A 12,722-nucleotide genomic window follows, 5' to 3' on the forward strand; every position below is an offset into this window, starting at 1 on the left:
TTCTTCTTGTACAAAATTCGCTATCGTATTCCTAACGTCTAACTGAGTAATTGCATGTCTATCATCCCCTCAGAACCTATCTGGGTCACTGAAACTGCCGAACTGGAACGCTTGTGCGAGCGCTGGAGTCAGCAGGCTGCGATCGCTGTAGATACTGAATTTATGCGCAGCACCACGTTTTTCCCGATTGCTGCACTGTTTCAGGTTGGGGACGGGCAGGGTTGCTACTTGCTGGACCCTTTGTCGATTGATGATTTCTCGGCGTTTACCGCCATCATGACCAACCCCGAGGTGACAAAAGTACTGCACTCCTGTTCGGAAGATATGGAGGTGTTCCAGACTTTCCTGGGGATTACCCCGTCGCCGGTTTTTGATACCCAGCTGGCGGCTGCTATAGCCGGTAAAGGTTTTTCTCTGGGGTATGCCAGGCTCGTTGAAGTGATGCTGGGGATGGAGGTGCCCAAGAGTGAAACGCGCTCTGATTGGCTGCAACGCCCCTTAAGTCAGCCCCAGTTACAATACGCCGCCCTGGATGTGGCCTACTTGCTGGTGGTTTACGGTCTGCTGCTTAAGCAATTGAAGGAGAGTGATCGACTCTCGTGGGTTGAAGCGGACTGTGCCGATCTGGTGGCGCAGGCAGAGCAGGGCATCGATTATGATCAGATGTACCTCAAAATCAAATCCGCCTGGAAGCTGAATCGCCCCCAATTGGCAACGTTACAGGCACTGACTGCCTGGCGTGAAGAGCAGGCTCGCGAGCGGGATATACCCCGCAATCGCCTGATCAAGGAGCGAGCTCTGTGGGATATGGCTCGTTATCAGCCCACTGAACTGAAACAGATCGCCGGACTGGAAGGTATGACGGCGCGCACCTTAAACGCCGATGGTGAGCATTTACTTGCCATTATCGCCGAGCAGCGTCAGAAGCCGGTGGCCGAGTGCCCCGAGCGCCTGCCCAAGCCACTGCCGCCGGAGCAGGGCGATCTGATGAAAGCCTTGAAGCAGTACACCAGAGAAACGGCCGACAAGCTGGTGATTGCACCGGAGGTTCTGGTGCGTAAAAAAGATTATGAAGATCTGATTCGCTCTGGTATGGAAAATCGTGACTATAGTTTAAATGATCGTTTGTCAGGATGGCGGCGTGAGGTGGTTGGTCAGGGGCTGCTGGACATTGCCCGGCAGTGGTGATTGCGCCACAACCCACGATAACAGGCCAGAGTAAATTGACTGGAACCGGGCTGAGGAGTGCCTGCGGCTGCCAGCATAATACGGTAAGACTATTGCCCAATGGGAAGACTATGAAACTCATTTGTGACATCTACAGAAGCCCCGCCGAAGACGAAATGTATCTCTACGTTAAAAAGTCTGAAGCCCTGACCCGCGTACCTGAAGCGTTGCTCGATCGTTTTGGAAAACCAAGCCATGTAATGACTCTGTTATTGCAGCCCGGCAAAAAACTGGCACGGGTGGATGCCGAACGGGTGATGGAGCAACTGGAAGTGAATGGCTACTATCTGCAAATGCCGCCGCTCAAGGATAAAGAGATGGCTGAAATTCATTTGCAGAACACCAAGATGAATCTCAAGTGAGCAGCCGTTCACCTGCAGTGACCAGTGTTCAGCGCATAGAGCGAATTCTGCTGTGATTGCCCAGTTTGCTCATTTTTGGGAACGCAAATCTCTCTCTGAAATGACCGACGATGAGTGGGAGTCACTCTGTGACGGCTGTGGTAAGTGCTGTCTGCACAAGCTGGAAGATGAGGACACCGGCGAGGTCCATTACACCTGCGTGGCCTGCCGTTATCTGGACAGTCAAAAGGGCGGTTGTCAGCAGTACAGTCAGCGCTTGCAACTGGTGCCTGAATGTATCGATCTCAAGCCGGAAGACGTGGCCCAGTTTCACTGGCTGCCGCAGACTTGCGCCTATCGTCTGGTGGCTGAGGGCAAGCCTCTGTACGATTGGCACCCGCTGCTTTCCGGTAATCCGGAATCAGTCCACAAAGCGGGGATTTCAGTACGGGGAAGGGTTTACGCCGAAAGTGATATTCCCGAAGATGAATTGGAAGATTATATTGTCCACTGGGTAGAGTGAAAGTAAGACTTGGGTCGTTGGCAATATAAGCAGTTGGAAAGTTAAGTCGTTGGAAATAAAAAGATGATAGATGCTTCATGGTTTGAAGGTTCAATGTTGGATAACCCGCGTGTGGCCTGGACGTATTACATGCTGGGGGCATTGGGCATGTTTGCCGTTTGGTGGCGTATCACTCGCGGAATAAGCTGGTCGCCGGTAAGGCGTGTGCTGCGGGTAGTGATGTTGATTGCACTGGTGTGTCCTTTCAGTATTGGTGAAGATTATCAGGCTATGGCGCCCGCGACCCTGATGATGCTGATGGAGACCATTTTTGGTGGTCCGGACGGTTTTGATCGGGTTGGCCCTAGCCTGTTGGGTTTTCTGGCTTTTGGTTTGGTGATGGCGCTCTTGTGGGACGGGGCCTGCCGTCTCTGGCACCATCACCAGCGAGTCAGGGAAGAGCGCTCCCATGAAGCGGCCGAGGCCGAAGGCGCCTAGAGCCGGAAGAGAATCACCAGGAACAAGTGAAAAGAAGAACGGACTTTCAAATTAGGAGAACGCAATGGGGAATCACATCTTTATCCTGGCGGCGATTATGCTGGTGTCAGGAATTTTTGGTGGGTTGATCAATTATTATCAGATGAACCAGAACACCAGCGACTCCGGCAGTTTGCCTCGCTGTATTGTGATTGGCATGGGCGCCTCCTTTCTGGTGCCTGTGATTCTGGATTTCGTCAACAGTGATCTGATTTTGGAAATTCAGGGCGATCCCTCCCGTTTATTGATCTATACCGGATTCTGTCTGATTGCCGCCATCGCCGCGCGGGTGGTGATTGTAAACACTTCCGATCGTATCCTGCGCGAGGCCACACTGGCCAGGGCTCAATCTGAAGCCACTCAGCAGGAGTTGCGGGTGCTGCGCGACGAGCTGCTGCCATTGGTGGAAGCAGAGACTGAGCAGGATGCTCCGTTGGATGAAGGCGCGGCTCCTGAGATTGACCCTGATTTGGATGAGGTCGCTCAGAAAACCCTCAAATCCCTGGCCACAGGCAAACACACTTTCCGTTCTCTGGCGGGATTGAGCAAGGCAAATGGCTCTGAAGAAACCGCCACCGGCAAGGCGTTATCCCAGCTAGCCTCCAAGGAGATGGTGGGCAAAGTCAGTGGACTTCATGGGATTCGCTGGTATTTGACCGAGAAAGGTCGACGTATGGCCGATCTTCTGGTGTGATTGTGCACTAGCACGACCTTTTCTCGTCGGTCTTTGCTAAAGCATTCCGCTTTTTGGCCGTATTTATAAACACAGTAATGTTTTAAATACGGCCAACCGGGTGAAGCTCGCTCAGTGGTGTCGGGAGCCAATGAGCAAAACCATGAAATACATTTCCCCGTCTTCTATCCTTTCTGCGCTCATTTTGCTGATTCCATTTCGACGGTCAGTCTTAACCGGGAGCTTTTTGCTAGTACTACTTGTTTTGCAGGTGCCCGTAGTTCTGGGTCAAACTGACCAGTTCCCAGCCGATCAACTACAGCTTGAGCTTCCCAAAGCCACGGATGTGCGCGTGGTGATCGATATCTCTGGCAGCATGAAAAAAAATGATCCGGCCAATTTGCGTCAGCCGGCGCTGGAGCTGCTGATGCAGTTATTGCCCGAGACCAGTAAAGCCGGCGTCTGGACCTTTGGGCAGCATGTGAACATGCTGGTCCCTCATCGTCAGGTCAGCGATACCTGGAAGGCGGGGGCCGCGAGTCAGGCCACGAAAATCAGTTCCAATGGCTTATTTACCAATATAGGAGAGGCGCTGGAAAAGGCTGCCTACGATCATCTGGTGCCTGATGAGGGCTACCAGACGCATATCATTTTGCTCACCGATGGCATGGTGGACATCAGCAAAGATCCTAAAATAAATCAGGCAGAGCGACAGCGTATCTTGCAGAAGGTGTTGCCGGTCATTCAATCTTCCGGGTACACCCTGCACACCATTGCCTTGTCCGACCACGCTGACCAGCCATTACTGGATGAGCTGGCTTTGGCGTCCGAAGGCGTGTCGGCGGTGGCTCATAGCGCAGACGAGCTGATGAAGGTGTTTTTACGCATCTTCGATCAGACTGCGCCGGCTGAACAGCTGCCGCTTACTGACAACCGATTTTTGGTGGATTCCAGTATTGAAGAGTTTACCGCCCTGATTTTTCGCCAGCCGGGCAGTCCGGCCACCCGCCTGATCAGTCCGGATGGCATGGAGTACCAGTTTGAACAAAAGACCGACGATGCCAGGTGGTATCGCACGGATCAGTACGATCTGGTGACCTTGCAGCAACCCGTAGAGGGCGAGTGGAATGTGTTGGCAGATATTGCGCCTGACAGTCGTGTCACCATCGTCAGCAACCTTAATCTTTTTATTAAGCCGCTGCCGAACAATGTCTTCTGGGATCAGACGCTGGATCTCTCATTGCGCATGCAGGATCAGGAAGGGCCAATTACGGACGCTGACTTTCTGCAGTTGTTGACGGTTACCGGTTCTGTCCATCAGCTTGATTCTGCAGAAGCACAAGCCAATGCTTCTGATCCCAAGCAGGTTTGGCAACAAATACTGAGCGAGGCTACTCCACCGGCTGATGGTGTGTACTCAGCTCGTCTGGATGTATTCCATGAGGCCGGCAGTTATAAGCTTTCCGTGGTGGTGGATGGAAAAAGCTTTCAAAGACAGTTAACCCACTATCTGCAAGTCCGTGAAATTGCCGGTATGGCGCCACCCGTGAAAAAAACCGAGCCAGAACCGGTCAAAGAGGAACCTGTGGTCGAAGAGACCGCTGCGAAAGCCGAGCCAGCTGTACCTGCCAAGATGCCGGACTGGCTCTTGTATGCGGTAATTGGCGGAGGTAACTTGCTGCTGCTGTTTATCGCGTATATGGCTTATCGGTTGGTGATGGGCACGGGTAAAGAGGATAGCCTGAAAGAACTGGAACAGGCGGTATCTGACGTCGAAGCCGAAACAGACGAAATTCAGGAAGAAAATCCGGTAAAATCCAAACAGCCGGGGCAAAACAAGCCTGAAAAAAATGATGCCCGAGATTCTGTGGATGCTCGGGAGAGCGAAACTTCAGATCGGGATGACGATATCGCACCCATTGAAATCGAAACTGGCGAGGAGGCGATGACGGACCTGGATTTATCCAGTGATAAGGTCACCGAAGCTGAATTAAGCATGGATCAAAATGAACCACTGTCTGAACAGGATATGCAGAATGCGCAGGATGTCGATGCGCTTCTGGCTGAATTGGAAAATGATTTAAATGGCAACCCAGACGGAGCGAAAAGCTGACACTGATGAAACCTGTGGCCGATGCCATTGGCGAAAGAGTGTGTGTCTGTGTCACGAAGCTCCGGAGTTAACCCCCAGACTCCATCTGTTACTGCTCACTCACGAGCGGGAGTTTACCAAACTGTCCAATACCGGGCGATTGCTCGAGGCGTCTCTGCCTCACTGCCAAATCGAAACCTGGCAGCGTAAAACTTCGGGGCCTGCGTTGATTGAGGCTGCAAAAGCCAAAGGCCAGCAGCCAGTTTTATTGTTTCCGCTCGACGACCTTGCCGGCGACACCCTCGAAACCCTCGAAACCCTGGACCAGGAGGATCTTCTCTCGTCGCCTCGGGGGCTGGAGCATTACCTGTTTATCCTGTTGGACGGCACCTGGCAGCAGGCTCGCAAAATGGTGCGCAGTTCATCCGAGCTGCAATCGCTGCCACGGCTGGGGCTATCGAGTGATAGCCCCAGCTGTTATGACCTGCGAAAAAATCAACAGCCAGGTAACCTTTCCACCGTTGAAACCGGTATCACCCTGTTACAATCACTGGGATTTGATTCATCCGCTCTTGCCCTGGATGAGTACTTTCAACGTTTCTTACAACACTACGAGGCCCAGCGCAGCAACCACTCATGTATCAGTTAGAGTCCGTTCCGGAATTACAAATCCCACTGGTCAACAAGTTTTACAAACAGTGTCGTTACTCGGCGAAAGCCGTCCGAGGGGATGTCGTGTATGTACTCAAAGGCCGTGAGGGGATTGTGGCTGCCGTCCGGCTGGAGCCAAAAGCCGATGGCTGGTACTTTCTCAGAGCCATGTGTGTTGCCCCGGAGGTTCGGGGGCAGGGAGTGGGCTCCCAACTGTTGTTGGGGTTGAGCGATTTCTTACAGCAGCATCCATGCTATTGTTATCCCTTCGATCATCTGCAAGCCTTTTACCAGCAAGCGGGATTTACATGGCGTGATCCTGAACAGGCGCCTGCGTTTATGCGGGATGCCTTTGAACGTTATACTCGACAGGGACGCAAGATCATCTTGATGGCAAGGCTTCCATCCTAAAAGCCAGTCTTTATTTGGGAGGCATGGAATGTGTGAACTTCTCGGTATGTCGGCCAATGTCCCCACCGATATCTGTTTCAGTTTTCAGGGGCTACTTCAGCGGGGAGGTGGCACTGGTCCTCATAAAGATGGCTGGGGCATCGTGTTCTATGAAGGCAAAGGCATTCGCGAGTTTCGCGATCCAGACCCTTGTGTGAATTCAGAAATCGCCAGTCTGGTACAGCGTTATCCCATCAAAAGTTGTTATGTCATCAGTCATATCCGTCAGGCCAATGTGGGTGGTATCTGTCTCGAGAACACCCACCCGTTTACCCGAGAGCTCTGGGGGCAAAACTGGACCTTTGCACACAACGGTCAATTGGCAAACAGTGAAAGCCTGATACTGGATAAAGATCTTCCCATTGGCACCACCGACAGTGAGAGAGCTTTCTGCTGGCTGCTGGGTGAATTAAGGGCTGCTTTCAGCGAGCCGCCAGCTCCGGACACCCTGCGAGACTTTCTTTACCCGCGCTGTGAACAATTGCGGGAGATGGGGGTGTTTAATTGCCTGCTCAGTAACGGCCACTTTCTGCTGGCCTATTGCAGTACCAAACTGCAGTGGATTACCCGCCGTGCCCCCTTCGGCAAAGCCCAGCTGATGGATGCTGATGTCCATATCGATTTTGCCGGTGAAACGACCCCTAATGACGTGGTGACCGTGATTGCGACAGAGCCGTTGACCAATAATGAGCTATGGCAAGAGATGGCGCCGGGCGAGATGGTCATGTTTGTCGGCGGCGAGGGGTACTGAGCGGTTTTTCTATCTGCACTCAAGCCCTTATAATGGTTGGCTTTTAGCCAAAATCCGCCATTATTGAGTCGTCAGGAGTCCGCTTTGTCCACAGAGGTTATTTCATCATTAGAAACAAAGCTGACAGAGGTAATGGGGCGTGACCGCCATCGCTTTGCCCGCCAGTTGGGACAGATAAAAGACCGGTTGAAAAGTGACCAGTCTGCGGATAAGGCCATTGAGAAGCTTGCTGCGGGCATTGAGCGGTCATTAGAGTTGTGCCGCCGACGCGCAGAATCTGTTCCCAGGATCGAATTCCCCGAGAGTCTGCCAGTGTCTGGTCGCCGCGAGGAGATCGCCAAGCTGATCGAGGAGAATCAGGTGGTGATTCTGGCCGGCGAAACCGGTTCCGGTAAAACCACCCAGCTGCCCAAAATATGTCTGGAGCTGGGACGGGGCATCCAGGGCGTGATTGGCCACACTCAACCACGGCGAATTGCTGCCCGAACGGTGGCGTCCCGTATCGCGGAAGAATTGAATACCCCGCTGGGACAATCCGTGGGGTATCAGGTGCGGTTTACCGATCACTCTCAAGATACGACACACATCAAGTTGATGACCGACGGTATCCTGCTGGCGGAAATTCAAAACGATCGCTTCCTCAACAAATACGACACGCTGATTATTGATGAGGCTCACGAGCGCAGCCTGAACATTGATTTTTTGCTGGGTTACCTCAAGCAAATCCTGCCCAAGCGCCCGGATCTGAAACTCATCATTACCTCGGCAACGATCGATCTACAGCGCTTTTCAGAGCATTTCGACAATGCGCCCATCATTGAGGTGTCGGGCCGCACCTTTCCCGTGGATGTCCATTACCGCCCCATGGCCGATAAAGACGAGGATCTTTACGGCGCAATCACTGAAACCGTGGATGAAATCCTGACGACCGAAAAAAGCAGCTCCCGGCGGGGCGGCGACATTCTGGTGTTTCTCAGTGGCGAGCGGGAAATCCGGGAGACGGCACTGGCATTGCGCCGGGCTCAGTTTCCCCATGTGGAGGTGTTGCCGCTCTATGCCCGCCTGAGTCTGGCGGAGCAGAACAAGGTCTTCAATGCCCACAAAGGACGGCGGATAGTGCTTGCCACCAATGTGGCTGAAACCAGTATTACCGTGCCCGGTATCCGCTATGTGATTGATCCGGGATTGGCGCGCATCAGCCGTTACAGCTTTCGCTCCAAAATTCAGCGGTTGCCCATCGAGCCCATTTCCCAGGCCAGCGCCAATCAGCGCAAAGGACGCTGTGGCCGGGTGAGTGAAGGGGTTTGTTATCGACTCTACGATGAGCAGGACTTTCTCAATCGACCCGAGTTTACCGATGCCGAAATCTTGCGGACCAATCTGGCCGCTGTGATTCTGCAAATGCTGAACCTGCGCATTGGAGAGGTGCGTCATTTCCCGTTTGTCGATAAACCGGATCAGCGCTTGCTGAACGACGGTTTCAAACTGTTGGAAGAGCTGCAGGCTGTCAACAAGCAGGGCAAGGTGAATGGCCTGGGCCGTCAATTGATGACTCTGCCCGTGGACCCCCGTTTGGGACGGATGGTGCTGGCTGCAGCGAAACTGGGCTGCCTGCGGGAAGTCTTGATTATCGTCAGCGGTATGTCCATTCAGGACCCGCGAGAGCGTCCGGCCGAGAAAAAACAGGCTGCCGATGAGAAACACCGTCGCTTTAATGACGATCATTCAGATTTCATGGCCTATCTGAACCTCTGGGATTACGTCGAGCAGCAGCGTCAGGATCTGTCGTCCAGTCAATACAGCAAACTGTGCAAAAAAGAGTTTCTGTCTTACCTGAGATTGCGGGAATGGCGGGAAATCCACCATCAGTTGTTGACGGCGCTCAAGCCGTTAAACCTCAAACAAAATAACGAGGCAGCCTCGTACGACACCATTCATCAGGCGCTTCTTACCGGACTGTTGGGCTACATCGGTAACAAGGCAGAAGACAAGGAGTATCTGGGGGCGCGTAATCGCCGCTTTATGATCTTCCCCGGCTCGTCCCAGAGCAAGAAATCCCCCAAGTGGTTGATGGCCGGGCAGTTGCTGGAAACTTCCCGCCTGTTCGCTCATCAGGTTGCGAAGATTGATCCCGACTGGGCGCTGCAGGCCGCCAAACATCTGGTGAAGCGCAATCAGTTTGAACCCCATTACGATGTCAAAACCGGCCAGGTGATGGCCTATGAGCGGGTGACATTGTACGGTCTGACACTGGTGGAAAAGCAGCGAGTCAGTTTTGGCAGTATCGATCCCAAAACGGCACGTGAAGTGTTTATTCGTGCCGCTCTGGTGGAGGAGCGCTACCGTGGCAAGGGGCCTTTTTTCAAACACAACCAGCAATTGATTGCCGAATTGCACGAGCTGGAAGCCAAATCCCGGCGCCGGGATATTCTGGTGGACGAAGAGGCCATTTACCGTTTCTATGATGAACGGGTGCCGGCGGATATTGTCAATCTGGCCGGATTTGAGCACTGGCGTAAATCGGTGGAGCTGGACAAGGATAACCCCCAGCCAGAGCTGTTGTATCTGACTCGTGATTATCTGATGCAGCACGACGCCAGTGCCATTACCGAAGCCCAGTTTCCTGCGGAACTGAGCTGGCAGGGGCTGACGTTTCCGCTCAGTTATCATTTTGAGCCCGGTCACGCAGAAGACGGCGTCAGTATTCAGGTGCCCGTGGCCGCTTTGCATTTAGTGCCTGAGCATCGCCTGGAGTGGTTGATACCCGGTATCCTTCGGGAAAAATGCATTCAGTTGGTGAAAGGGCTGCCCAAACAGTGGCGCAAGCACTTTGTACCGGTGCCCAATTATGTGGATACCGCACTGGCCTCACTGAGTCCTGACGATGTGCCTTTAACAGAAGCTCTTGGCCATCAGTTGAAGCGCCAAACTACGATCGATATCCCTGAAGATCAGTGGCTGCAGGTGCAGCTGGATGATTACTATCGCTTTAATATTCAGGTAGTGGATGAGCGCGGCAAGGTGTTGGCGCAAGGACGAGATCTGGCGAGCCTGCGCGAGCGTTATCGGGATCAGTTGCAGCAAACTCTCAAAAGCAATGATGATTCCATTGAGCGGTCCGGGATTACCGAGTGGGACTTTGACCAGTTGGCAAAAGACATTCGCCTGAAGCGGGCGGGCATGAGTATCACGGCGTACCCGGAGTTGATCGACGAGAAAGATTCAGTAGCACTGCGGCTGAGTGATAATCCTGTCGAGGCTGAATACCTCACCAGACGGGGGATTACCCGCCTGGCATTGCTGCATTTGCAGAGCAGTGTGAAATATCTGCGCAAGGAGCTGCTTAAAGGCAAGGATCTTGGTTTGACTGTCGTCTCTCTGGGTAAGCGGGACGCGGTGGTGGATGACATCATCATGGCGGCGGTTGCCGACAGTTGTTTCAGTGGAGAGCTTCCCAGAACCCGTGAGGCGTTTCTGGGTTGCATTGAAGCGGGCAGAGATCAGATCACTGCACGGGCTACGGAGCTTGAAAAGTTGATGGTGACCGTTTTGGCAGAGGTTGTGGCCATCAAGAAAAACATCAAGTCCAATAAGAATGCCCTCGCCATTGCCGTTGCTGCTGGTGACATCAACTTGCAGCTTCAGCGATTGATCTACCCCGGTTTTCTATACCAAACCCCACAGAAATGGTTGCAACAGTATCCCCGATATCTCAAAGCGATCATCCTGAGACTGGAGAAAGCCCCATCCCAAATACAGAAAGACAAGATCTGGACGGCGGAAGTGGACAGCTTGTGGGAACCCTGGCAGCAGCGTCTCGAAAAAGACGGAGAGGCGACGGTCTATGCCAATGATCAGCTGGTGCAATACCGCTGGATGTTGGAGGAATACAGAGTTTCTTTGTTTGCCCAGTCGTTGAAAACTCTGATGCCGGTTTCGGAAAAGCGGCTGAAAAAGCTGTGGGCCGATGCTTAGACTATCTTTGTTTCAAAATTATTACAGTTGTCTTTGTTTTTTGAAATAAATCTCTTTTACTTTTTTAGGCCAGTAGGAATCAACCCTCTGGCCTGGCTCAAAATCTTCATAAGAATTTCTATTTTTAAGCCTTTAGAAATAAAAAAAACCTTTTTTAAGCTCCCGTCATATTACTGAAATATTATCTCTTCAGAATGCCCCTCCATAACGTAGTCACCGAGCAAGGATTGCGTTTCAGACTTACTAACACCATGTTGTTGAAAGCGCTTCGGCGTCATCAACAACGACTATTTAGATTGTCTATTACAACCAAAATATCTAGGGGATGACTCCATGAAAAAGTTATTACTGCCACTGGCGATCGCTGCTGTTATGCCTGCAACGGCTTTTGCGATGGGCGAAACCGATACCACTTTCTACGGTAAAATGAATGTTACTGCTGTTAATTCAAATTTTGAATCCAGCATTGAAGGTACTGACGAAAGTGGCTGGAACCTGAACAGTAACGCTTCCCGCGTTGGTTTTAAAGGTAAAACTGAATTGTCTGAAGGCCTGTACGCCATCTACAAAGCTGAAGTTGAAGTGTTTGTAGACAGCGGTATTTCCGGTAGCAGTTCTGATGATCAAACTTTTAAACAGCGTAACATCTACGTAGGTCTGAGCGGTAACTACGGGACCATTTTTGCGGGTCGCAGCGACTCAGTTCTGAAACTGTCACAGGCCAAAGTCGATTTGTTTGGTGACCTTCAGGGTGGCGATATCAAGAACTGGATGTCCGGTGAAACTCGCTCCAGCAACGTGATCAACTACAGCACTCCTGAGATGGCCGGCTTCCAGTTTTCTGTGATGAGCATTCTGGGTGAAGATGCCGGTGATCGTCGCGATGGTTTGTTGGATAGCTACTCTGCTGGCCTGACTTTTAAGCACGGTGGTCTGTATCTGGCTCTGGCGCGCGATGAGAACGTGAAGTCCGGTAGCTTGGAAAAAGCGTTCCTGAACATTAACCGTTTTGTGGCTTCTTACAGTTTGGGTGATCTGACTGTGGGTGGTATTTATCAGCAGGCAGAGGAAGGTGATAACTACGATCAAAATACTTTTGATTTGAGTAACTCAAGTTACGATGAAGACAGCTACATGCTGAGTGCTTCTTATAAACTGGGTAATTTCAAACTGAAAGCACAGTACGGTGAAGGCGAATACGACATCCAGTTGGCACCAGTTGGCGGCAGTGTTGTGAGCGACAAATTCGAGCGTGAAGCCTGGATTTTGGGTGTGGATTACAGCCTGGCGAAAACCACCAAGATTTACACTTACTACTCGAATATTGAGAGCAACGACAATCTGGTTTCTTACTCAGAAGAAGATGATGTTTTCGGTATCGGTATGGAACACAAATTTTAATTGGGGATGACCTCAGTTAGATATTGAGGAAAGGTGCTTCGGCACCTTTCCTGCAAGTGTTCTTTTAATTTTTTTGTATCTGTTTTTGTTTCTTTACTCTTCAGTGCACACATACAAAGAGT

11 protein-coding genes are annotated in these 12,722 nt (G+C 51.8%); all 11 read left to right on the top strand.

From position 1 onward, the window contains the following. Nucleotides 1-54: 54 nt before the first annotated feature. The 11 genes from rnd (at nt 55) to KOI40_RS13545 (ending at nt 12,600) form a co-directional block, all read left to right on the top strand. Nucleotides 55-1,188, top strand: a complete 1,134-nt coding sequence (gene rnd / locus KOI40_RS13495; protein WP_216098058.1) for a ribonuclease D — start codon at nt 55-57, stop codon at nt 1,186-1,188. Nucleotides 1,189-1,298: 110 nt separating this feature from the next. After that, nucleotides 1,299-1,589: a YcgL domain-containing protein gene (locus KOI40_RS13500; protein WP_216098059.1), complete on the top strand. Its 291-nt coding sequence runs from the start codon at nt 1,299-1,301 to the stop codon at nt 1,587-1,589. A gap of 52 nt (nt 1,590-1,641) precedes the next feature. Continuing rightward, a complete protein-coding gene (locus KOI40_RS13505) occupies nt 1,642-2,091 on the top strand; it encodes a YcgN family cysteine cluster protein (protein WP_216098060.1) in 450 nt (149 codons plus the stop codon). A gap of 63 nt (nt 2,092-2,154) precedes the next feature. Continuing rightward, complete coding sequence (locus KOI40_RS13510; RefSeq protein ID WP_216098061.1) at nt 2,155-2,568, top strand: hypothetical protein; 414 nt, start codon at nt 2,155-2,157, stop codon at nt 2,566-2,568. Between the two features lie 64 nt (nt 2,569-2,632). Continuing rightward, entirely contained in the window at nt 2,633-3,301 is a 669-nt protein-coding gene (locus KOI40_RS13515; RefSeq protein WP_216098062.1) for a YEATS-associated helix-containing protein, read from the top strand. Between the two features lie 226 nt (nt 3,302-3,527). Next, nucleotides 3,528-5,393 carry a VWA domain-containing protein gene (locus KOI40_RS13520; protein ID WP_216098063.1) on the top strand — a complete coding sequence of 622 codons (1,866 nt, stop codon included), beginning with the start codon at nt 3,528-3,530 and terminating at the stop codon, nt 5,391-5,393. After that, the gene (locus KOI40_RS13525; RefSeq protein WP_216098064.1) at nt 5,365-6,021 is read left to right on the top strand and encodes a tRNA-uridine aminocarboxypropyltransferase; all 657 of its coding nucleotides are present in this window, start codon (nt 5,365-5,367) and stop codon (nt 6,019-6,021) included. Before KOI40_RS13520 ends, KOI40_RS13525 begins: the two co-directional genes overlap by 29 nt. Continuing rightward, complete coding sequence (locus KOI40_RS13530; RefSeq protein WP_216098065.1) at nt 6,009-6,434, top strand: GNAT family N-acetyltransferase; 426 nt, start codon at nt 6,009-6,011, stop codon at nt 6,432-6,434. The genes KOI40_RS13525 and KOI40_RS13530 overlap by 13 nt, the downstream gene beginning before the upstream one ends. Before the next feature lie 28 nt (nt 6,435-6,462). Continuing rightward, the gene (locus tag KOI40_RS13535) at nt 6,463-7,224 is read left to right on the top strand and encodes a class II glutamine amidotransferase (protein WP_216098066.1); all 762 of its coding nucleotides are present in this window, start codon (nt 6,463-6,465) and stop codon (nt 7,222-7,224) included. Nucleotides 7,225-7,308: 84 nt separating this feature from the next. Next, nucleotides 7,309-11,199 carry an ATP-dependent RNA helicase HrpA gene (hrpA, locus tag KOI40_RS13540; RefSeq protein WP_233710266.1) on the top strand — a complete coding sequence of 1,297 codons (3,891 nt, stop codon included), beginning with the start codon at nt 7,309-7,311 and terminating at the stop codon, nt 11,197-11,199. A gap of 333 nt (nt 11,200-11,532) precedes the next feature. Continuing rightward, nucleotides 11,533-12,600: a porin gene (locus KOI40_RS13545; RefSeq protein WP_216098067.1), complete on the top strand. Its 1,068-nt coding sequence runs from the start codon at nt 11,533-11,535 to the stop codon at nt 12,598-12,600. Nucleotides 12,601-12,722: the final 122 nt, after the last annotated feature.

It is taken from the genome of Pseudomaricurvus albidus (assembly GCF_018863235.1).
Taxonomy (GTDB): domain Bacteria; phylum Pseudomonadota; class Gammaproteobacteria; order Pseudomonadales; family Cellvibrionaceae; genus Pseudomaricurvus; species Pseudomaricurvus albidus.

Bases quoted from the DNA above. Each gene is read 5' to 3' on its own strand.
- rnd (WP_216098058.1), top strand. From the start codon at position 55: ATGTCTATCATCCCCTCAGAACCTATCTGGGTCACTGAAACTGCCGAA.
- KOI40_RS13500 (WP_216098059.1), top strand. From the start codon at position 1,299: ATGAAACTCATTTGTGACATCTACAGAAGCCCCGCCGAAGACGAAATG.
- KOI40_RS13510 (WP_216098061.1), top strand. From the start codon at position 2,155: ATGATAGATGCTTCATGGTTTGAAGGTTCAATGTTGGATAACCCGCGT.
- KOI40_RS13515 (WP_216098062.1), top strand. From the start codon at position 2,633: ATGGGGAATCACATCTTTATCCTGGCGGCGATTATGCTGGTGTCAGGA.
- KOI40_RS13525 (WP_216098064.1), top strand. From the start codon at position 5,365: ATGGCAACCCAGACGGAGCGAAAAGCTGACACTGATGAAACCTGTGGC.
- KOI40_RS13530 (WP_216098065.1), top strand. From the start codon at position 6,009: ATGTATCAGTTAGAGTCCGTTCCGGAATTACAAATCCCACTGGTCAAC.
- KOI40_RS13535 (WP_216098066.1), top strand. From the start codon at position 6,463: ATGTGTGAACTTCTCGGTATGTCGGCCAATGTCCCCACCGATATCTGT.
- KOI40_RS13545 (WP_216098067.1), top strand. From the start codon at position 11,533: ATGAAAAAGTTATTACTGCCACTGGCGATCGCTGCTGTTATGCCTGCA.